General features: G+C 68.0%; 15 protein-coding genes. 8 read left to right on the top strand and 7 right to left on the bottom strand.

Annotated features, from left to right (window positions below):
• Positions 1–125 precede the first annotated feature (125 nt).
• Complete coding sequence (locus DI041_RS11705) at positions 126–1,460, bottom strand: dicarboxylate/amino acid:cation symporter (RefSeq protein WP_046988032.1); 1,335 nt, start codon at positions 1,458–1,460, stop codon at positions 126–128.
• 154 nt (positions 1,461–1,614) lie between these two features.
• Between DI041_RS11705 and DI041_RS11700 the strand changes: the two genes are divergently transcribed.
• From DI041_RS11700 to DI041_RS11680, 5 genes are all read left to right on the top strand, one after another.
• Positions 1,615–3,321, top strand: a complete 1,707-nt coding sequence (locus DI041_RS11700; RefSeq protein ID WP_136639363.1) for an alkaline phosphatase — start codon at positions 1,615–1,617, stop codon at positions 3,319–3,321.
• On the top strand, positions 3,321–3,863 hold the full coding sequence (locus DI041_RS11695; RefSeq protein ID WP_430543765.1) for a WG repeat-containing protein: 543 nt from the start codon (positions 3,321–3,323) through the stop codon (positions 3,861–3,863). The genes DI041_RS11700 and DI041_RS11695 overlap by 1 nt, the downstream gene beginning before the upstream one ends.
• Before the next feature lie 535 nt (positions 3,864–4,398).
• Complete coding sequence (gene tilS, locus DI041_RS11690; RefSeq protein WP_211195218.1) at positions 4,399–5,685, top strand: tRNA lysidine(34) synthetase TilS; 1,287 nt, start codon at positions 4,399–4,401, stop codon at positions 5,683–5,685.
• A gap of 36 nt (positions 5,686–5,721) precedes the next feature.
• Positions 5,722–5,982, top strand: coding sequence for an exodeoxyribonuclease VII small subunit (locus DI041_RS11685; protein WP_136639650.1), 261 nt, complete (start codon positions 5,722–5,724; stop codon positions 5,980–5,982).
• Positions 5,972–6,850 (top strand): polyprenyl synthetase family protein, encoded by an 879-nt coding sequence (locus tag DI041_RS11680; protein ID WP_136639649.1) that lies wholly within the window; start codon positions 5,972–5,974, stop codon positions 6,848–6,850. Before DI041_RS11685 ends, DI041_RS11680 begins: the two co-directional genes overlap by 11 nt.
• 112 nt (positions 6,851–6,962) lie before the next feature.
• Here the strand turns inward: DI041_RS11680 and DI041_RS11675 are convergent, their stop codons facing one another.
• Positions 6,963–7,334 (bottom strand): DUF4870 domain-containing protein, encoded by a 372-nt coding sequence (locus DI041_RS11675; protein WP_012511754.1) that lies wholly within the window; start codon positions 7,332–7,334, stop codon positions 6,963–6,965.
• Between the two features lie 87 nt (positions 7,335–7,421).
• Positions 7,422–8,789 carry a metalloprotease PmbA gene (gene pmbA, locus DI041_RS11670; protein ID WP_136639648.1) on the bottom strand — a complete coding sequence of 456 codons (1,368 nt, stop codon included), beginning with the start codon at positions 8,787–8,789 and terminating at the stop codon, positions 7,422–7,424.
• A 68-nt stretch (positions 8,790–8,857) separates the two neighbouring features.
• On the opposite strand from pmbA, the gene yjgA reads away from it, so the two are divergent.
• Positions 8,858–9,448, top strand: a complete 591-nt coding sequence (gene yjgA / locus DI041_RS11665) for a ribosome biogenesis factor YjgA (RefSeq protein WP_012511756.1) — start codon at positions 8,858–8,860, stop codon at positions 9,446–9,448.
• Between the two features lie 41 nt (positions 9,449–9,489).
• Here the strand turns inward: yjgA and tldD are convergent, their stop codons facing one another.
• From tldD to DI041_RS11645, 4 genes are read right to left on the bottom strand one after another with little or no spacing between them, the layout of a single operon-like run.
• On the bottom strand, positions 9,490–10,935 hold the full coding sequence (gene tldD, locus DI041_RS11660; RefSeq protein ID WP_046983570.1) for a metalloprotease TldD: 1,446 nt from the start codon (positions 10,933–10,935) through the stop codon (positions 9,490–9,492).
• A gap of 59 nt (positions 10,936–10,994) precedes the next feature.
• Positions 10,995–14,846 carry a YhdP family protein gene (locus DI041_RS11655; RefSeq protein ID WP_136639647.1) on the bottom strand — a complete coding sequence of 1,284 codons (3,852 nt, stop codon included), beginning with the start codon at positions 14,844–14,846 and terminating at the stop codon, positions 10,995–10,997.
• Positions 14,847–14,876: 30 nt separating this feature from the next.
• Positions 14,877–16,364 carry a ribonuclease G gene (gene rng, locus DI041_RS11650; protein ID WP_136639646.1) on the bottom strand — a complete coding sequence of 496 codons (1,488 nt, stop codon included), beginning with the start codon at positions 16,362–16,364 and terminating at the stop codon, positions 14,877–14,879.
• Positions 16,357–16,965, bottom strand: coding sequence for a Maf family nucleotide pyrophosphatase (locus tag DI041_RS11645; protein WP_046983567.1), 609 nt, complete (start codon positions 16,963–16,965; stop codon positions 16,357–16,359). The genes rng and DI041_RS11645 overlap by 8 nt, the downstream gene beginning before the upstream one ends.
• A 129-nt stretch (positions 16,966–17,094) precedes the next feature.
• Here DI041_RS11645 and DI041_RS11640 point away from each other — a divergent pair, with 129 nt between their 5' ends.
• Together DI041_RS11640 and DI041_RS11635 are read left to right on the top strand one after the other, a co-directional pair.
• Positions 17,095–17,832 (top strand): SIMPL domain-containing protein, encoded by a 738-nt coding sequence (locus DI041_RS11640; protein WP_046983566.1) that lies wholly within the window; start codon positions 17,095–17,097, stop codon positions 17,830–17,832.
• A 217-nt stretch (positions 17,833–18,049) separates the two neighbouring features.
• Entirely contained in the window at positions 18,050–18,706 is a 657-nt protein-coding gene (locus DI041_RS11635) for an energy transducer TonB (protein WP_046983565.1), read from the top strand.
• Positions 18,707–18,763 lie beyond the last annotated feature (57 nt).

Genomic DNA, 18,763 nt, shown 5'->3' with positions numbered 1-18,763 from the left:
GCACTCTCCATCCACGCATGGCGTGGATCTACCGGGGGGGGGGGCCGCCTTGGTCGGCAACGCGTCCGCCATCCCCCAAACAAAAGGCCCGCCGGTCAGGGCGGGCCTTTCATTTCCACGCAACCTCAGCCGCGTGGCGGCGTCGGATCTGGATCGTCCACGCCCACGTTGCTGGACGGGTTGTCGTACACCGCTTGGTCGAGCAACCCGGTTTCCTTGGCCACGATCACCGGTACCAGCATCTGGCCGGTCACATTGGTCATCGTGCGCATCATGTCCAGGATGCGGTCGATCGCGTACAGGTAACCGATGGTTTCCAGCGGCAGGTTGGCCGCACTCAGCACCACGGTGGCCATGATGACCGCCGTACCCGGTACGCCGGCGGTGCCGAAGCTGCCCAGCACCGAGGCGATCAGCACCACCACGTACTGTTCCGGCGTCAGCGGCACGCCGCTGTACTGCGCGATGAACACCGCGCACAGCGCCGGGTAGATCGCGCCGCAGCCGTCCATCTTGATGCTCGCGCCCAGCGGCACGGCGAACGAACCGTAGTCCTTGTTCACACCCAGGTTGTGGGTGATCGAACGCAGCGCCACCGGCATCGCAGCGAAGCTGGACGAACTGACGAAGGCGACCTGCATGCCCGGCGCCGCACCACGGAAGAACTTCAGCGGGTTCAGGCCATGGGCAAGCAGCAGCGCGCTGTAGACCACCACGATGTGCAGCGCGCAGGCGACATACAGCGCCAGCACGAAATGACCCAGTGGCAGCAGCTTCTCGAAGCCATAGCTGCCGACCAGGCCGGCGATCAGGCCGAAGGTACCGATCGGGGTAACCTCAAGCACGAAGCGGGTCACCTGGATCATGATGTCGCTCATCTGCCCGACCAGCTTGCGCGCTTCGGTCACCTTCTCGCCCAGCTTGACGATGGCAAAGCCGACCAGGCCGGCGAAGAAGATCACCGGCAGGATCGAGCCTCGGCCGGCGGCCAGCACGGTTTCACCCGCTGCGTTGACCTTGGTGCCGATGCCGGACAGCGCGTAGAAGACATTGGCCGGTACCACGTCCAGCAGCACCTGCACCACGCTGGGCACTTCACGCGGCACGTAGTTGCTCGCCATCGACAGCTGCAGGCCACCGGCGCCGGGCTGCAGAACGGTGCCCACGCCCAGGCCGACGCAGACCGCCAGCGCTGCGGTGATCACGAACCACAGGAAGGTGCGGCCACTGAGCGCGGCGACCGACTTCTGGCCGTGCAGCGACGAGATCGCATTGATGACCGCGAAGAACACCAGCGGCACCGCGATCATCTTGATCAGGGTGACGTACAGCTCGCCCAGCGGGCCGAACCAGGTTTCAGCAGCCGGGCCGAGCGCCCAGCCGGCCAGCGCGCCAAGCACGAAGCCACCGACCACGCGCTGCCAGAATGGAATCCGCAGCCAGGCAGAGACCAGCTTCATAGGCAATCCAGAGGGGAAGGAAGGGATGCTGGCACGATAGCCCAAGGCGGCCCGCAGAACGACCGCCGGGCGGGCAAATCAGTGTGTCATCGGCGTGCCTTGCGAGGGCGGGCATAATGAACGTCCCGTTACAGTTTGTGAGATCCCAGCGTCCATGCGCCGTTCCGTCTCCCTGTTGGCCGCCTGCGCCACCACCCTGCTGCTGGGCGCCTGCGCCAGCACCACCCCCGCGTCCGCCCCGGCCGGCCTGAAGGTCGCCGTCGATCCCGTTGCCCATCCGGCCGGCGAGACCCCGCAGTGGTGGTACCGCAGCGGCGCCGCCCAGGCCGCCGCCAACGGCGCGATGTCCGGCAAGGCCAGAAACGTCATCCTGTTCCTCGGCGACGGCATGAGCCTGACCACCGTGGCCGCCTCGCGCATCTACGAAGGCCAGCAGAAGGGCGGCTCGGGTGAAGAGAACCTGCTGTCCTGGGAGCGCTTCCCGGCCACGGCGTTCAGCAAGACTTACAACACCGATTCGCAGACACCGGATTCGGCCGGCACCATGACTGCCATCACCACCGGCGTGAAGACCCACATGGGCGCGATCGGCGTCAGCGCCGGCAGCCGCACTGACTGTGCCGACAGCCTGTCCAAGGGTCTGCTCACCTGGCTGCAGCTGGCCGACAGCGCCGGCCTGGCCACCGGCGTGGTCTCCACCGCGCGCCTGACCCATGCCACCCCGGCCGCCACCTACGCGCACTCGCCTGAGCGCAACTGGGAAAACGACACTGATCTGACCGAAGCGGCGAAGGCCGCCGGCTGCAAGGACATCGCCCAGCAGCTGCTGTCCACCTCGCGCTATGGCCGCGGCCCGCTGGTCGCCCTGGGCGGTGGCCGTGGCGAGTTCACCACCGTGGAGGAGCGCGATCCCGAGTACGACGACAAGGTCGGCCAGCGCCTGGACGGCCGCAGCCTGGTGCAGGAATGGCAGCAGGCGCATCCGCAGGGTGCCTACGTCTGGAACAGCAAGCAGCTGGCGGCGGCCGCGAATGCGCCGGCCATCCTCGGCCTGTTCGAGCCGGACCACATGCGCTACGAATACGAGCGTCCGCAGGATCCGGGTGGTGAGCCGAGCCTGGCCGAACTGACTGCCGCCGCGATCAAGAATCTTTCAAAGCACCAGGAAGGCTACGTGCTGATGATCGAAGGCGCGCGCATCGACCACGCCAACCACAGCGGCAACGCCTACCGGGCGCTGACCGAGACCGTGGCGCTGTCCGACGCCGTGCGCGTGTCCAACGAACTGACTTCGGCCGATGACACCCTGATCATTGTCACCGCCGACCACTCGCACACCCTGAATTTTGTCGGCTACCCGGCGCGCGGCAACCCGATCCTGGGCAAGGTGAAGGACAAGGGCGGCGAAGATGGCGCCGGCAAGCTCGACTACGCGCTGGACGGCACCGGCCAGCCCTACACCACCCTGAGCTACGCCAACGGCCCGGGCCACACCGGCAGCAGCAACCAGCAGCCGGCCGGCAGCAAGCGCTACCCGCACAATCCCAGCACCTTCGAACCGGCCAACGGCCGCCCGAACCTGCGCGAGGTCGACACCGAGCATCCGGACTACATGCAGGAAGCGCTGGTGCCGATGAAGTCCGAATCGCACGGTGGCGAGGACGTCGGCATCTGGGCCCGTGGCCCCGGCAGCAAGGCGATCCGCGGCACGCTGGAACAGAACGCGATCTACCACATGATCGTGCAGGCCACCCCGGCCCTGCGCGAGCGCCTGTGCCAGGCCGGTACCTGCGATGACAAGGGCGTGCCGGTGCAGTTGCCGGCGCCGACCGTCTTCGAGCGCAAGGCCGAGGCCAAGTGATGGTGTGGCCGGCACGCCCTGCCCCTGCCAGCGGCCGCCTCGCGCGGTCGCTGGTCCTGCTCGGCGTGCTGGCCAGCGGCAGTGCGCTGGCGCAGGGACCGGCCTGCAAGGTCATGACCGAAGAGCATGGTCTCTGGATGCTGCCGGGCTGCGAGGTCGCCAACGGCCGGCCGCAGATCAGCCGGGACATCCTGGCGCAACTGCCGTACGACGATCACGGCCTGGCCGTGGTGTACGCAGGCGAAGGCTTCCACTACGTCAACCGCAAGGGTCGCAGCCTGCCGGTGATCACCTGGGACAACGGCCCGGAGACACCGCAGGAAGGCCTGTTGCGCGGGCGCGTTGGCAATCGCGTGGCCTACTTCGATCTGAAGTTCCGCCAGGTGGTACCCGGCACCTTCGATTTCGGGTGGCCGTTCCAGGATGGCGTGGCCGAGGTCTGCAATGGTTGCCGTCATGGTACGCCGGATGGCGATGGCCACACGCCGATGGAAGGCGGCGACTGGTTCCGCATCGACCGCAAGGGTCGTCGAGTGAAGTAGGTTTTCGGCAGGGCTGCGCCCTGCACCTGCAGACGCAACGGCAACAGCCGAAGCAACAGCGTGCATTCCGTGGGATGGCGGGGCACTGTGGGTTTGCGGGGACGGCGCAAGTACGTCCATGTAGCCTTGATCGCCGCATCCATGCGGCTCACACCCCGCAAACCCACAGTGCCCCGCCTTCGACAGTTTTCCGGCGGCCGGTAGATCCACGCCATGCGTGGATCAGATCTGTCAGATATCGAATTGAATCCGGGGTCAGATCCGTTTTCCTGCGGAAAACGGATCTGACCCCATCAACATGCCGGACAGCTCGCAGGAAACTGTCGAAGGCGGGGTGGGTCCGGTTGCGGGGGCGTGAGCCGCATGGATGCGGCGACCGAGCTTACATGGATGTACTTGCAGCGCCCCCCCGCAACCGGACCCACCCCGCCTGCCCTCAGGAAACCCGCTTCTGCTGTTGCTTCGGCCGTTGCCGTTGCTTGCGCGTCTGCGGGTGCAGGGCGCAGCCCTGCCGACCAACCCTATACTTGCCGACGTGAGTGAATTCCCTGCCCTTGTTCCGCTGGATGCGCCCGTGCTGGTGGGCTACAGCGGCGGTGTCGACTCGACCGTGCTGCTGCACTGGTTGTGGCGCTGTGCACAGGCCTCCGGTACCCCGCTGCGCGCGGTGCACATCCACCATGGCCTGCAAGCTGCAGCTGACAAGTGGGTACTGCACTGCCAACAGCAGTGCATAGCATTGGGCATCGAACTGGCCGTACACCGCGTGCAAGTCGAAAGCGATACAGGCCTGGGACCCGAAGGTGCGGCCCGGCAGGCACGGCGGGCGGCGTTCGCGGCCGAACTGCGCGAGGGCGAAACGCTGGCGCTGGCGCAGCACCAGGACGATCAGGCCGAAACGTTCCTGCTGCGCGCCTTGCGTGGCTCCGGCGTCGACGGCCTTGCGGCGATGTCCGCCGACAGCCTGCTCGACGGTCACCGTCTATGGCGACCACTGCTGCAGGTGCCCCGCAGCACCCTGCTCGACCATGCCCGCCAGCACGCACTGCGCTGGATCGAAGACCCCAGCAATGGCGATGACCACGCCGATCGCAATTTCCTGCGCCTTCAGGTGCTGCCGCTGCTGCGCCAGCGCTGGCCGCATGCGGCCAGCGCATTGGCGGGCAGCGCGTTGCATTGCAGGCAGACGCGGGACCTGCTGGATGAAGAAGACGCGGAACTGATCACGCATCTGGAAGTGGCACCGCGCGTGCTGTCGCTGCAGCTGCTGCGCCAGGTCTCGCCGAGCCGCGCCGCCCGCGTGTTGCGTGCCTGGGTGGTCGGCCACGGTGCCGCGCCGCTGCCGGCCACGGTGCTGCAGCAGGCACTGGACGAACTGCTGCCGGCCGACAACGACCGCCAGGCGCGCGCGTGCTGGCACGATCACGCGATCCAGCAATGGCGCGACCATGCCTACCTGCTGCCCGCGCAGCTTCCCGTGCTGCCGAACGACTGGCAGACCGAATGGGACGGGCGAGCGCCGCTGCCCCTGCCCGACGGTGGCCAGCTGCGCCTGCAGGGCATCGCTGCCTTCGAACGCCCGCTGCAGGTGCGCGCGCGCATGGGTGGCGAGCGCATCCAGCTGCCCGGACGCCAACATTCGCACGCGTTGAAGGACTGCCTGCAGCGCGAACATCTTGCGCCGTGGCGTCGCGCGCAGCTGCCGTTGATCTTTGATGGCGCGCAGTTGCTGGCCGCCGCCGACATAGTCATCGCCGCACCACTGCAGGCCTGGTTGCAGGCGCATGACGCGCAGCTGCAGTGGCGGCCGGGCGGCTGGTGAATTGACCCCCGCGCGCGGCCCGTCCACACTTGCCGCATGGCCAAGAAGTCCCCCGAAAACGCCTCCCCGGTCGCCCAGTTCGAGCAGTCGCTCGAATCGCTGGAGCAGCTGGTGGAGCAGATGGAAATCGGCGAGCTGAGCCTGGAAGCGTCGCTCAGTGCTTACGAACGCGGCGTCGGTCTGTACCGCCAGTGCCAGCAGGCGCTGGAGCAGGCTGAACTGCGCGTGCGCCTGCTCAGCGATCCGGCCCAGCCGGAAACCGCCGAACCTTTCGACCCGCCCAGCCATGACGGCTGAGGCATTGTTCGCGCGCTGGCGCGACCGTATCGAAAGCCAGCTCGACGCCGCCCTGCCCTCGCCGGCCGAGGCGCCACAGCGCCTGCACCAGGCCATGCGCTATTCGGTGCTCGGCGGCGGCAAGCGCATGCGCCCGCTGCTGGTGTATGCCAGCGGCCAGCTGTTCGGCGCGCAGACGGAAAGCCTGGACGCGGCGGCGATGGCGGTCGAACTGATCCACGCTTATTCACTGGTGCATGACGACCTGCCGGCCATGGACGACGACGCCCTGCGCCGCGGCAAGCCGACCACCCACATCGCCTTCGACGAAGCCACCGCGATCCTCGCCGGCGATGCGCTGCAGACTCGTGCTTTTGGTCTGCTGGCCGATGCACCGCTGCCGGCAACGCTGCGCGTGGCCTGCCTGCAGACCCTGGCGCATGCCTCCGGTGCCTCCGGTATGTGCGGCGGCCAGGCCTTGGATATCGATGCTACCGGCCAGCAGCAGACCTTGGCGGCTCTGACCCGCATGCACGCACTGAAGACCGGCGCGCTGATCCGTGCAGCGGTGCGCATGGGCGCGCTGTGCGGCCAGGCCCACGAACCACAGCTCGCCCAGCTCGACAGCTTCGCCGATGCGCTCGGCCTGGCTTTCCAGGTGCGTGACGACATCCTTGATGTCGAAGCCAGTTCCGAGCAGCTGGGCAAGACCGCCGGCAAGGACCAGGCGCAGGACAAGAGTACCTTCCCCGCCCTGCTCGGCATGGACGGTGCGAAGGCCCAGCTGCGCGAACTCGCGGCCCGCATGCAGGCCACCTTGGCCGACTATGGCGAGGAAGCCGACGCGCTGCGTGCGCTGGCGACGCTGGCGGTGGAACGCGATCACTGATCGCTGGCGGTGATGCTGCCGCGCTGCGCGCTCGACGGGCATGGCCCGGCGCTGCCGCCAAGCAAAAACGCCCGGCAATGCCGGGCGTTTTCGTTTCAGCATGCAGCCGGTCTTACTTGATCAGGCGCAGGGTGAACGGGTAGCGGTACGCTTCACCGTTGTTGGCCTTGACCGCTGCGATGATGCAGAACACCAGGTTGATGATGCCGACGATCGGGGCCAGGATGCCGCCGATGATCACGATCATCAGGATGATGCTGATGACCATGGCGATGGTCACGGTGATCTGGAAGTTCAGGGCTTCCTTGGCCTGGTCGGTGACGAACGACTTGGCAGCATCGTCCTTGTTGATCAGCCAGATGATCAGCGCGCCGATGAAGCCGGTGAAGATGCCCAGCAGGTGGGCAGCCAGGGCCATGGTGCGCTGGTCGGCCGGCACATCGGTGGTGACCGGCGGCGGCGGGACGTTATCGAATTCGCTCACGACAAAACTCCTTTTCATTGGGTGGTCTTGACCCACCAGCACCAAGCTGGTTGGGTCAGGCGGGCATAGCTTACGCCATCGACGCTATCAATCATTACCGGCGATGGTCATCCGCCCCAACAGGATCGAGCCGGTGCGGATGTGCGAGCGCGGGTCGACATCGCTGCCGACCGCTTCGATCGAACGGAACATCTCGCGCAGGTTGCCAGCGATGGTGATGCCGTCCACCGGGTACTGGATCTCGCCGTTCTCGACACGGAAGCCGCCAGCCCCCCGCGAGTAGTCGCCGGTCACCCCGTTCACGCCCTGTCCCATCAGCTCGGTCACCAGCAGGCCGTCGCCCATCTGCCGGGCAATCTCCTGCAGGGAACCGGCGTTGGCGGCCAGCTGCAGGTTGTGCACGCCGCCGGCATTGGCGGTGGTCTGCAGGCCCAGCTTGCGCGCCGAGTAGCTGCCCAGCACATAACGCTGCAGCACACCGTCGCGGACCAGGGCCGAGGCGCGGGTAGCCACGCCATCACCGTCAAAGGCAGCCGAGCGCAGGCCACGGCGAAGGTGCGGCAGTTCCTCGATCTGCATCCAGTCCGGGAACAGCTGCTGGCCGACGCTGTCCAGCAGGAAGCTGGCCTGGCGGTACAGCGCACCGCCGGACACGGCCGAGAGCAGATGGCCGACCAGGCTGCGCGCCACTTCCGGGGCGAACAACACCGGCATGCTGCCGGTGGACAGCGACCGTGGCTGCAGGCGGGCAACGGTGCGTTCGGCGGCACGGCGGCCGACCAGGCCCACATCCTCCAGGTCTTCACGGGCCAGCGCTCCGGTGTACCAGCCGTCGCGCTGCATGCCATCACCCTGGCCAGCGATCAGCGCACATCCGATCGAATGGTGGGTGCCGCGCTCACGGCCGACGAACCCATGCGAATTGGCGTACACCGACAGGCTCTGCATGCTCGACACCGAGGCACCGTCGGAATTGCGGATCTGCGCGTCAGCCTCACGGCCGGCGGTTTCACAGGCCAGGGCCAGGTCCACGGCCTCATCGGCCTGCAGCGCCCACGGATGCCAGGCATCCAGATCCGGGAAATCGGTGGCCATCAGCGCGGCCTCGGCCAGCCCGGCGGCCGGGTCGTCCTCGGTATGCCGGGCAATCGCGCAGGCCTGCTCGACGGTGGCCGCCAGGCTGGCCTCGTTCAGGTCGCCGGTGCTGGCACTGCCCTTGCGCTGGCCGAAATAGACGGTGACGGCGATGCCGCGGTCACGCGTGGACTGCACGGTCTCCACGTCCCCGAGGCGCACATTGACCTCCAGGCCACGGTCCTCGCTGCAGCTGACCTCGGCCTGGCTGGCGCCCAGCGCGCGGGCACGGTCGAGCAGCTGCTGGGAGAGGTCGGCCAGCCGTTCCAGCCGGGCCGGGCTGTCGTCACCGACGGCGACTTCAGGGGCGATCACGTTCAATGCTTTATCCTGTACAGGTTGGGCCCGGCATCACGCCGGGCGACTTTTTTTGAAATCAGGTATGGACGATGCGCGGACGCGACGAAGAAACCGGTGAATTCCACGACAAGAGCCGCAGCCAGAACCGGCGCGACGCGCTCGACGTTCTGGCCCTGGGCGAGAAGCTGGTGTCGCTGACCCCGGCCCAGTTGGCGCGCCTGCCGGTTCCGGAAGACCTGCTGCCGCACATCGCCGAGTGCAAGCGGATCACCGCCCACATCGCCCACAAGCGCCAGCTGGCGTTCCTGGCCAAGCACATGCGCCGCGAAGAAGATGCCACCCTGGATGCGATCCGCGATGCGCTGGATGCCAACAGTGAGACCGGCCGCCGCGAAGTGGCGATGATGCACCGTGCCGAAGACTGGCGCGAGCGCCTGCTTGCCGAGGGCGACAAGGCGCTGGCCGCCCTGCTCGATGACTACCCGCAGGCCGACCGCCAGCAGCTGCGCACGCTGGTACGCAACGCCCAGGCCGAAAAGGCCAAGAACAAGCCGCCGCGCGCCTACCGCGAGATCTTCCAGGTGCTGCGTACGCTGATGCTGCCGGCCGCGCTGGGCCTGAAGGCCAGCGACGACGAGGTCGAGGCCGACGACACGGCCGACGCCAGCGACGAGGACTGAGTCCCCGCCGGGCCTGGCGGTGGCGCTGGCCATCGCCCGGTTCAGGCCTGGGTACCGCCGACGGTGATGCCTTCGATCAGCAACGACGGCTGGCCGACGCCCACCGGTACGCTCTGGCCGTCCTTGCCACAGATACCCACGCCTTCGTCGAGGGCCAGGTCGTTACCGACCATGCGCACCTTCTGCATGGTTTCCGGGCCGTTGCCGATCAGGGTCGCGCCTTTCACCGGCGCGGTGATCCGGCCATCCTCGATCAGGTAGGCCTCGGTGGCCGAGAACACATACTTGCCGCTGGTGATGTCGACCTGGCCGCCACCGAAGTTGACGGCATACAGGCCCTTCTTCACCGACCGGATCATCTCCTGCGGATCGTGCTGGCCGGCGCGCATGTAGGTATTGGTCATGCGCGGCATGGTCAGGTGCGCGAATGATTCGCGGCGACCGTTGCCGGTCGGCGCCATGCCCATCAGCCGTGCATTGAGGCTGTCCTGCATGTAGCCAACCAGGATGCCGTCCTCGATCAGCGTGGTGCACTGGGTCGGGTGGCCTTCATCGTCGATGTTCAACGAGCCACGGCGGCCGTCCAGCGTGCCGTCGTCGACGATGGTCACGCCCGGGGCAGCCACGCGCTCGCCGATGCGACCGGCGTAGACGCTGGTGCCCTTGCGGTTGAAGTCACCTTCCAGGCCGTGGCCGACCGCTTCGTGCAGCAGCACGCCGGGCCAGCCCGGCCCGAGCACCACCGGCATGACACCGGCCGGCGCCGGCACCGCGTCCAGGTTCACCAGCGCCTGGCGCAGCGCCTCGCGGGCGAACGCTTCCGGACGTCCCTCGGCGAACAGTTCGGCATAACCATAGCGGCCACCGCCGCCGGCATAGCCCGATTCACGGCGGCCGTTCTGCTCGACGATCACCTGCACGTTCAGGCGCACAAGCGGGCGCACGTCGGCGCCCAGCACGCCGTCGGTGCGGGCCACCAGCACGGTGTCCACGCCGCCGGACAGGCTGACCATCACCTGCTTTACGCGCGGGTCGGCGGCACGCAGGTAGCCATCCAGGCGCTTGAGCACCTCGACCTTGGCCTCGTTGCCCAGGCTGTCGATCGGGTCCAGGGTCGGGTACAGCGCGCGCGCGTTGCCGCGCAGCAGCGAACGCCCGGACTGGGCACCGCCTTCACGCGAGATCGCACGCGCCGACTGCGCCGCCGCCAGCAGCGCGTCGGCATGGATGTCATCGGAGTAGGCGAAGCCGGTCTTCTCCCCGGCAATCGCGCGCACGCCCACGCCCTGCTCGATGGAATGGGCACCGTCCTTGACGATGCCGTCCTCCACGCTCCAGCTCTCGCGGCGGGCGTGCTGGAAATAGAGGTCGCCGAAGTCGACACCAGGGCCGAGCAACTGGCCGAAGGTGCGCTCCAGGCCAGCGGTATCCAGGCCACCGGGGCGCAACAGGCGGTCTTGGGCAAGCGTCAGGGCGGTATCAGTCATGGTCTCGATCTGGGGATGCGGGGGCGCTCAGGCAAGCCCCGTGAACAGGAGGGCCACGCTCAGCGCGAGCGCGGCAGGTCGGTAACGGTCGGCGGAATGGCCGGCGCCGGCTTCGGCGCGGGCGGCGGAGTCTTGTCGCGGCTGCGTTCGATCACTTCCACTTTCGGCTCCTTCCATGGACCGGTCACCTTGTACGTGCGGGCGCCGATTTCGCCCAGTGGCTTGGACAATACCGCATTGGTGGCGGCACCGAGCGCAGCGCCCACAGGCCCGCCGGCCACCGCACCGACCACGGTCAGCAGGTTGCCGGCACGCGGGTTGACGTCGATGGTCTGGTCGAACTGCTGGTTGCGCAGGTCGGCCTGGCCGCGGATGGTGATGTTCGCCGCCGGGCCCTCGATCAACACCTTGTCGGTACGTGCCATGCCCTGGCCGAACTGCATGCTGCCGTCGATCTGGTTGAACGCGAAGCCTTTGGAGAAGAAGTCGCGGAAGTCGAACATCAGGCGCCGCGGCAGCTGGGTGACGCTGAGCAGTCCCAGCACGCGGCCGGCACCCGGCTCCAGCTCCAGCAGCTGGCCGTTGCGTGCATGCAGATCGAGGGTGCCCTGCAGGTTGCCCAGCTGGAAGTCCGACGGACCGCCGCTCCATGACGCCTGCAACTGCGCCCGGCCCGAGCCTCCGCGCAGCTGGCCGCCGTAGTCGAGGTTCTGCATGAGTCCACCGAGGTCTTCGCTGCGCACCTGCGCGGTCAGTTCGGTACGCGCACCACCACTGCGGCCCAGCCAACGGCCGCTGATGTCGATCTCCTGGTCCGGCGCGCGGAAGCGCAGCTCATCCACGTTCAGGCCATTGCCCAGCGGCCGCGTGCGCAGCACCGTCTGGCCGAGCACGACCTTGCCGAACTTGAGGTCGGCGATGTCCAGCGCGAACGGCGGCAGCTTGGCCGGGTCCATGTCATTGGCACCGGCCTGCACCCGCGCCGGCGCGGCAGCCCCGGGGGACGGCGGCAGCGACTGCCAGTGCACTCGGTCGAGCTGGCCACTGATGGTGCCGCCCTCGGCGTTGGGTACCGTCAAACGGCCGGCCAACGTAGGTCCATCCAGGCGCACGTCCAGTGCCTGCGGGCCGGGCTGCAGCTGCAGCCGGGTCTGTTCGAAGACGCCGCCGATCAGCATCAGCTTGCCGACCTGCACATCCACCGCACGCAGCGGCATCGCATCATCGTCGCCACCCCCACGGGCCAGGCTGATCCACTCCAGCGCATCCAGGGTCGGGCTGCGGCCGTTGACGGTCAGCCCACTGGGCGGCGGCTCCCGGTCAACATGGTCGCTGCCCAGGGTGACCTGCACGCCGGTGCGGTTGTTGTGGCTGCGCGCGGCCAGGGCCAGACGCTGGCCGAAGGCCACGTCGATACGGCCGGCGCCCATCGGCAACTGCGCAGCCACCGTGGTCGCCAGCGGCTCGCCGGCGGGCTTGTCCAGCGGTGCCGGCAGGTCAAGACGGGTGCCGACCAGATCCGAGCTCAGCCGCAGTTCGCTCGGCGGGGCCGGTGCACCAGGCGCGACCTTCGGCAGGTTGACCGCGATGGTCCACGGCGAGACACCGCTGATGTAGGGCTTGAGCCAGGCCATCTCCGGCGCGCGGTCGATCAGCACGCCAGCGTCGAGGTTGGCCGACAGCTGCGATTCGAAGGCCAGTTTGCTGTCGTGCACATAGCCGCCGGCCCGCAGGCTCAGGCGACCGTCCTGGCCGAGATGGCGCACCGCTAGTTCCTCGGCGCCGAAACCACCGTTGCCGTAGCGCGCCTGCCCCTGCATGTTGTCGAAGGTCAGCTGGAAACGCTTGTCGACCAGCTTCACCCCCGCCAGATCTACCGTGCCCTGCAGGTGGCCGCCACCTTCATCGTGGTGCAAGGGCTGCAGCAGGTCGAAGGTCACATGCGCCGGGCCCGCCGCGGTCAGGTTGTCCAGGGTGTCGCCATAATCCTTGTGCAGCGGGCTCTGCCGCAGCATCGCCAGCAGCTTGCCTGCCTCGCTCTGGGTGTCGGCGCGCACGTACAGCGGCTGCTGGCCGAAGTCCGCAATGCCCGCTTCGAATTTCTGCACGGCCACACCGGCCAGGTCACCGCGCCCACGCATGTCGAAGCCCGGCCCGATGAAGGCGATATCGGCGTCGACCTGGCTCATCAGCGGCCAGTCGTGCTGGAAGCGGATATCGCCGTTGGTGATGTGGCCGGTGGCTTCGAAGCGGCCGTCATTGTTGTCGAACGGCCAGTCGTCCAGGTCACCACTGACCAGACCAATGCCGCCACGCACCTGGCCACCGGCCAGCGCCATGTCCAGCCAGTCGGTAGCGCCCTTGCTCATTCTGGAGTGGATCCAGAAGCGCTTGGCCGCGATCATCGGCACATCATCCAGTTTCGCGGCCAACTGCAGCCACGGCCGGGTGCCATCGCCCTGGAACCAGACCCCGCCACGCACGTCAGCGGCGTAGTCGGTGCCTTCCACGCGCATCGCCGCAGTGCCGATACGCCAGCCACCGCCCTCGTCGCGCCAACCCACCACCTGGCCGGCCAGATGCAGGTCATGGCGCACGCCAAAGCCGGTCGGCCAGTCGAACTGCAACTGGCGCTGCGGCTGCAGCTGCAGGCTGAAGCCATTGGCATCGCCCTCGAAGCGTCCGCCAAGGCCACGCAGGCCAGGCGAATGACCGACGCTGGCAAAGCCCAGCGACTGCAGCTCGCCCTGTGCCCACAACGGGCCATCGCGCTCGCCGGACAGCTGCAGCTCTGCGACGTCCAGCTGCGGCTTGGACAGGAACAGCCAGCGGCGCAGGCCGGGGTCAAGGCGGTCGCTGAGCGCCAGTGCGCGCAGCGCGGTACCGGCCTGTACTTCACCGGAGCTCATCTGCAGCTGCTTGCCGACCTGCAGCTGCAGGCCATCGAGCTGCTGCTCGCCCTCTTCCGTCTTCAAGCGCAGGCGCGGGACCTGCAGCGCCCAGCCGTCGGCCTGGCGTTGCCAGCGGAGGCGTGCCTGCAGGCGCTGCAGCTGCAGCTGCGGTGCAGCCAGCTCCGGCATCGGCGCGCCGTCGATGCGTACGTCGCGCAGGTCCGAATCGGTGGTCAACGCCACCGGTGCGAAATCACGCAGGGTCAGCCACAGGTTCAGTTCGCCCTTGCCCTCGCGCAGGCGAATGCCGCCGGCCGCCAGCAGCGGCGACCAGGCATGGAAATCGACCGGGTCGGCACCCAGCCAGGCCTGACCGTTGCCGCCTGCGCGGTCTACGTCCAGTACCGCGGTCAGCGGCAGCGCATCGGTCTGGGCCCAGGCCCGCACGCCCACCCGCAGACGCTCGCCGTTGACGCGCAGGCGCAGATCGATGCGTGGCAGCGTAGTGTCGATGCCGAGGCCAGGCGCATGCACGCCCAGACGACCACCAATCACCTGCAGCTCGCCCAACCGGCGCAGTGCGTCCAATGGATCACCACCGCTGTCGGATCGGGGCAGGCCGCGTACCGACCAGCGCCCGTCCTCGCCCTGCTGCAGGTCCAGCGCCAGCCCGCGCAGGCGCAGCTCGGTCAGCGAGCGGCCCGGCAGCAGGCCGCTGTACATCGACACCAGCACTTCGGCCTCGCCGATAGCCAGGCCCTGCCCTGCACCGATGCGCAGGCCCTTCAGCTGCAGCAGCGGACCACGCCGGGTCCAGGCGGTCTGCAACTGATCGAAACGGACCGGCTGGCCGGCACGCTCGCTCAGCCACGCAGCAATCTTTTCAGGATGGCGCTCGGCCAGCGGCAGCAGCTGGCTGAGCGTTCCCACCAGCAGCGCAAGCCCGACCAGGCCGACCGCACAGGCGGCAATGAAATGACGGCGGATCCTTCGCAGTCGCAGGCGCGGCGGCGCGCTCATCGGCCTCGGCCGGCGCGTTGCCGGCGTTGATCAGAGCAGAACCACATCGTACTGCTCCTGCAGGTACTGCTCGTCCGCCTGGAAACGGATGCTCTTGCCGAGGAACTCCTCGAGCTCGGCCACCGCTGAAGACTCTTCGTCGGTGATGCGCGCCACCACCTTGGTCGAGGCAATCACCAGCAGGCGCGCGGCATCGAACTGGCGCACCGCTCGGGTGATCTCGCGGAAGATCTCGTAGGTCACCGTTTCGGTGGTCTTGATGGTGCCGCGGCCACTGCACTGCGGGCAGGTTTCCGACAGCTGCCGCTCCAGGCTTTCCACCGTGCGCTTGCGGGTCATCTCCACCAGGCCCAGCGGCGAGAAGTCGTACACCGTGGTCTTGGCATGGTCGCGCGCCAGCGCCTTTTCCAGCGTGCGCAGCACCTGGCGGCGATGTTCGGCATCGTCCATGTCGATGAAGTCGATGATGATGATGCCGCCCAGGTTGCGCAGCCGCAGCTGCCTGGCCACCGCCTGCGCGGCCTCCAGGTTGGTACGGAACACGGTCTCTTCCAGGTTGCGCTGGCCAAGGAACGAGCCGGTGTTGACGTCGATGGTGGTCATCGCCTCGGTCTGGTCGATCACCAGGTAGCCACCGGACTTCAGCGGCACCTGCTTGTCCAGCGCGCGGCCGATCTCGTCCTCCACCCCGAACATGTCGAAGATCGGACGATCGCCGCTGTACAGCTCGATCTTCTCGGCCAGCACCGGCATGTACTTGGCCACGAAGGCCTGCAACTGGGCGAAGGTCTCCTTGGAGTCCACCTTCACCTTGTCAACGTCCTTGCGGATGAGGTCGCGCACCGAACGCAGCGGCAGGCTCAGGTCTTCATAGATGTTGCTGCACGAGGCCGCCTCGCGGCCACGACGTTCGACCACGTTCCAGACCCGCGACAGGTAGGCGACGTCCTCGGCGATGGCCTCGGCCGGCTGGCCCTCGGCATTGGTACGCACGATGTAGCCGTAGCCGCCGTGCTGGGCTGACAATTCGGTCACCAGCGCCTTCAGCCGCGCGCGCTCGGTTTCATCCTCGATGCGCGCGGACACCCCCACCACCTTGGACTGCGGCAGCAGCACCATGTAGCGCGAGGGAATGCTGATCTGCGTGGTCAGGCGTGCGCCCTTGGTCCCGATCGGGTCCTTCACCACCTGCACCACGATGTCCTGGCCGTCGCGCAGCAGTTCGACGATCGGCACGCTGGACGGGGGTGGAAGCGTGGTGTTCTCGGTATCGGCACTGGCCACCGGCGCCGGCCGCACCACGTCGTTGGCGTGCAGGAACGCGGCGCGCTCCAGCCCGACCTCGACGAAGGCCGCCTGCATGCCCGGCATGACCCGCTGCACCTTGCCCTTGTAGATGTTGCCGACCACACCCCGGCGCCAACCGCGCTCGATGTGCAGTTCCTGCAGCATGCCGTTCTCGATCACCGCGACGCGCGTCTCGCGCGGGGTCACATTGACCAGGATTTCCTCAGACATCGGCAGCCTCCCTGGCGGCATCAGCAGTTGTGGCCGGCACGCCGCAGCGCGCCAGCAGACGATCGGTATGCAGCAGTGGCAGCCCCATGACACCGGAGTAGCTGCCGGAAAGATGTTCGATCCAGCGCTCGGCACCGCCCTGGATGGCGTAGGCGCCGGCCTTGTCCAGCGGCTCGCCGGTGGCCACGTAGGCGGCGATGTCGGCGCTGTCGATCGGCGCAAAGGTCACCTCGGAAACGACCAGCTCGCTGTCCAGTCCTTCCGCGCCGACCACCACCACCGCGGTCATCACCTGATGGGTACGCCCGGCCAGCCGCGCCAGCATCGCCCGCGCGTCGCCAGCATCGGCCGGCTTGCCGAACACCTCGCCGTCCAGCACCACTTCGGTGTCCGAGCCGAGCACCCGCGCCTGCGGGTCATCGGCCAGCACCCGGGCCAGGCCGGCACGTGCCTTGTCGGCAGCGACCCGGCAGACATACTGTTCGGCGCTTTCAGCGGGCGCGCGCTGCTCGACGACCTCCAGGTCCAGGGCCTGGAAGGGGCGTCCGAGTCGGGCCAGCAGCTGGTTGCGTCGGGGGGAGCGGGAAGCAAGATAGAGCATCGGCACAGCATAACCTGAGGCCGCCACCTGAATCGTCGGCAACCCCTCGCGGAACGCTTCCAACCCCGAACAGGCTCACAACGCGTTCATCGCTACGACACCACCCTCACCCCACAACAAGGAGATCCCATGCGCCTGACCGCCACCCCGCTGCTGCTCGCCCTGTCCCTCGCCCTTGGAACCTCGATGACCGCCCATGCTGCCCCGTCGTCGCCGTCGATCGCCGCCCCGGCCGAAGGCACCCTGCTGAACATCTCGTCCAACGCCGAAGCCACCCGCGTGCCGGACGTGGCCACCTTGTCGGCCGGCGTAGTCACCCAGGCCGCCGATGGCAACAGCGCGATGCGCCAGAACGCCCAGCAGATGGACAAGGTGCTGGCCGCGATCAAGGCTGCCGGCATTGCCGAGCGTGACGTGCAGACCAGCGGCGTCAGCCTCAACCCGCAGTACCGCTATGCCGACAACGAAGCACCGAAGATCACCGGCTACCAGGCCAGCAACACGGTCAGCCTGAAGGTGCGTGACATCGCCAAGCTCGGCAAGGTACTGGACGCACTGGCGGCGCAGGGCGCCAACCAGATCAATGGCCCCAGCTTCGAGATCGACCAGCCGGAACCGGTCTATGACGAAGCCCGCCTGGCCGCACTGAAGAAAGCCCAGGCCCGCGCCCAGACCTATGCGAAGTCGCTGGGCCTGCAGGTCCGTCGCATCGTCAGCATTTCCGAGAATGCCGGCGGCGGCTATCGCCCGATGCCGATGATGCGGGCAATGTCGGCCGGCGCAGCGATGGACAAGGCCACCCCGGTCGCGCCGGGCGAGTCGACCGTCTCGGTCAACCTGGATGTGGTGTTCGAACTGGGTCGCTGATCCAGTTCGTCATTGCCGACAAAGGCGGATCCCGCAGGGGATCCGCCTTTTTTCATGCCCGCGGCCGGCACTGGCTGAAGGCCAGCCCAACGATCGCCCCCCTGCCTCTAGGCAGTAGCCGCCGCGCCGCGCTACTGATGCACTGCCAGCCGCGTGCGGCAACCCCGTGATCGGCCCTGGTGCGTTGAGGACTTCGTCACTGGCATGGAGGTGGACCATGGTTCGTACGTATCCCGTTGCATCCCCGCACTTCGACCCCGCCCGCGTTGCCGCCTGGAGCGCGGCCATCGCCCTGCATCTGATCGCGCTGCTGATGTTGCTGATCCCGGCGACCTACCACGCCGTCACCGCACTGCCCCGCGACAACACCACGGTGCGGCTGATCCCGAAGGAACAGCCCAGACCACCGGAGCCGCCCAAGCCGCCCACCAACCCGGAACAGGTACAGGTCAAGGCCGAGCCACGGCAGCAGACCGTGCCCACGCCATTGCCCGCTCCCACCGCCACTGCCGAGGAGGCACAGGGCATCATCCTGCCTGCTGCCGAGCCTGCGCCGGTGCAGGTGGCAGCGAGCATCGACAGCTCCACACCGCTGGCCGGTGCCCAGCTGCAGTACCGCAGCGCCCCGCCGCCGACCTACCCGGCCCCGGCGCTGCGCAACCACGAGCAGGGCACGGTGCTGCTGCGGGTGGAGGTCGACCGCAGCGGCCAGCCGGTGGCAGTCAGCATCGAGCGCAGCAGCGGCTCGCGCAGCCTGGACCAGGCCGCTCGCCAGCAAGTGCTCAGGCACTGGCGCTTCGAGCCGGCCCAGCGTGATGGCGTGGCCGTGCCGGCCATCGGCATGGTGCCGGTACAGTTCTCGCTGCCGGACTGACGTGATCGCCGGCCCGGCTATCTGCCGGGCCGGCCCTTCCGTCCGGGCGGGTACGGA

It is taken from the genome of Stenotrophomonas maltophilia (assembly GCF_004920835.1).
GTDB lineage: Bacteria > Pseudomonadota > Gammaproteobacteria > Xanthomonadales > Xanthomonadaceae > Stenotrophomonas > Stenotrophomonas maltophilia_AQ.
The sequence above is the reverse complement of the archived record's forward strand: the minus strand, read 5'-3'. Positions and strand labels throughout refer to the sequence as shown.

Coding starts and splice junctions, on each gene's coding strand:
- DI041_RS11705 (WP_046988032.1), bottom strand. CDS start 1,460: ATGAAGCTGGTCTCTGCCTGGCTGCGGATTCCATTCTGGCAGCGCGTG.
- DI041_RS11700 (WP_136639363.1), top strand. CDS start 1,615: ATGCGCCGTTCCGTCTCCCTGTTGGCCGCCTGCGCCACCACCCTGCTG.
- DI041_RS11695 (WP_430543765.1), top strand. CDS start 3,321: ATGGTGTGGCCGGCACGCCCTGCCCCTGCCAGCGGCCGCCTCGCGCGG.
- DI041_RS11685 (WP_136639650.1), top strand. CDS start 5,722: ATGGCCAAGAAGTCCCCCGAAAACGCCTCCCCGGTCGCCCAGTTCGAG.
- DI041_RS11680 (WP_136639649.1), top strand. CDS start 5,972: ATGACGGCTGAGGCATTGTTCGCGCGCTGGCGCGACCGTATCGAAAGC.
- yjgA (WP_012511756.1), top strand. CDS start 8,858: ATGCGCGGACGCGACGAAGAAACCGGTGAATTCCACGACAAGAGCCGC.
- tldD (WP_046983570.1), bottom strand. CDS start 10,935: ATGACTGATACCGCCCTGACGCTTGCCCAAGACCGCCTGTTGCGCCCC.
- DI041_RS11655 (WP_136639647.1), bottom strand. CDS start 14,846: ATGAGCGCGCCGCCGCGCCTGCGACTGCGAAGGATCCGCCGTCATTTC.
- rng (WP_136639646.1), bottom strand. CDS start 16,364: ATGTCTGAGGAAATCCTGGTCAATGTGACCCCGCGCGAGACGCGCGTC.
- DI041_RS11645 (WP_046983567.1), bottom strand. CDS start 16,965: ATGCTCTATCTTGCTTCCCGCTCCCCCCGACGCAACCAGCTGCTGGCC.
- DI041_RS11640 (WP_046983566.1), top strand. CDS start 17,095: ATGCGCCTGACCGCCACCCCGCTGCTGCTCGCCCTGTCCCTCGCCCTT.
- DI041_RS11635 (WP_046983565.1), top strand. CDS start 18,050: ATGGTTCGTACGTATCCCGTTGCATCCCCGCACTTCGACCCCGCCCGC.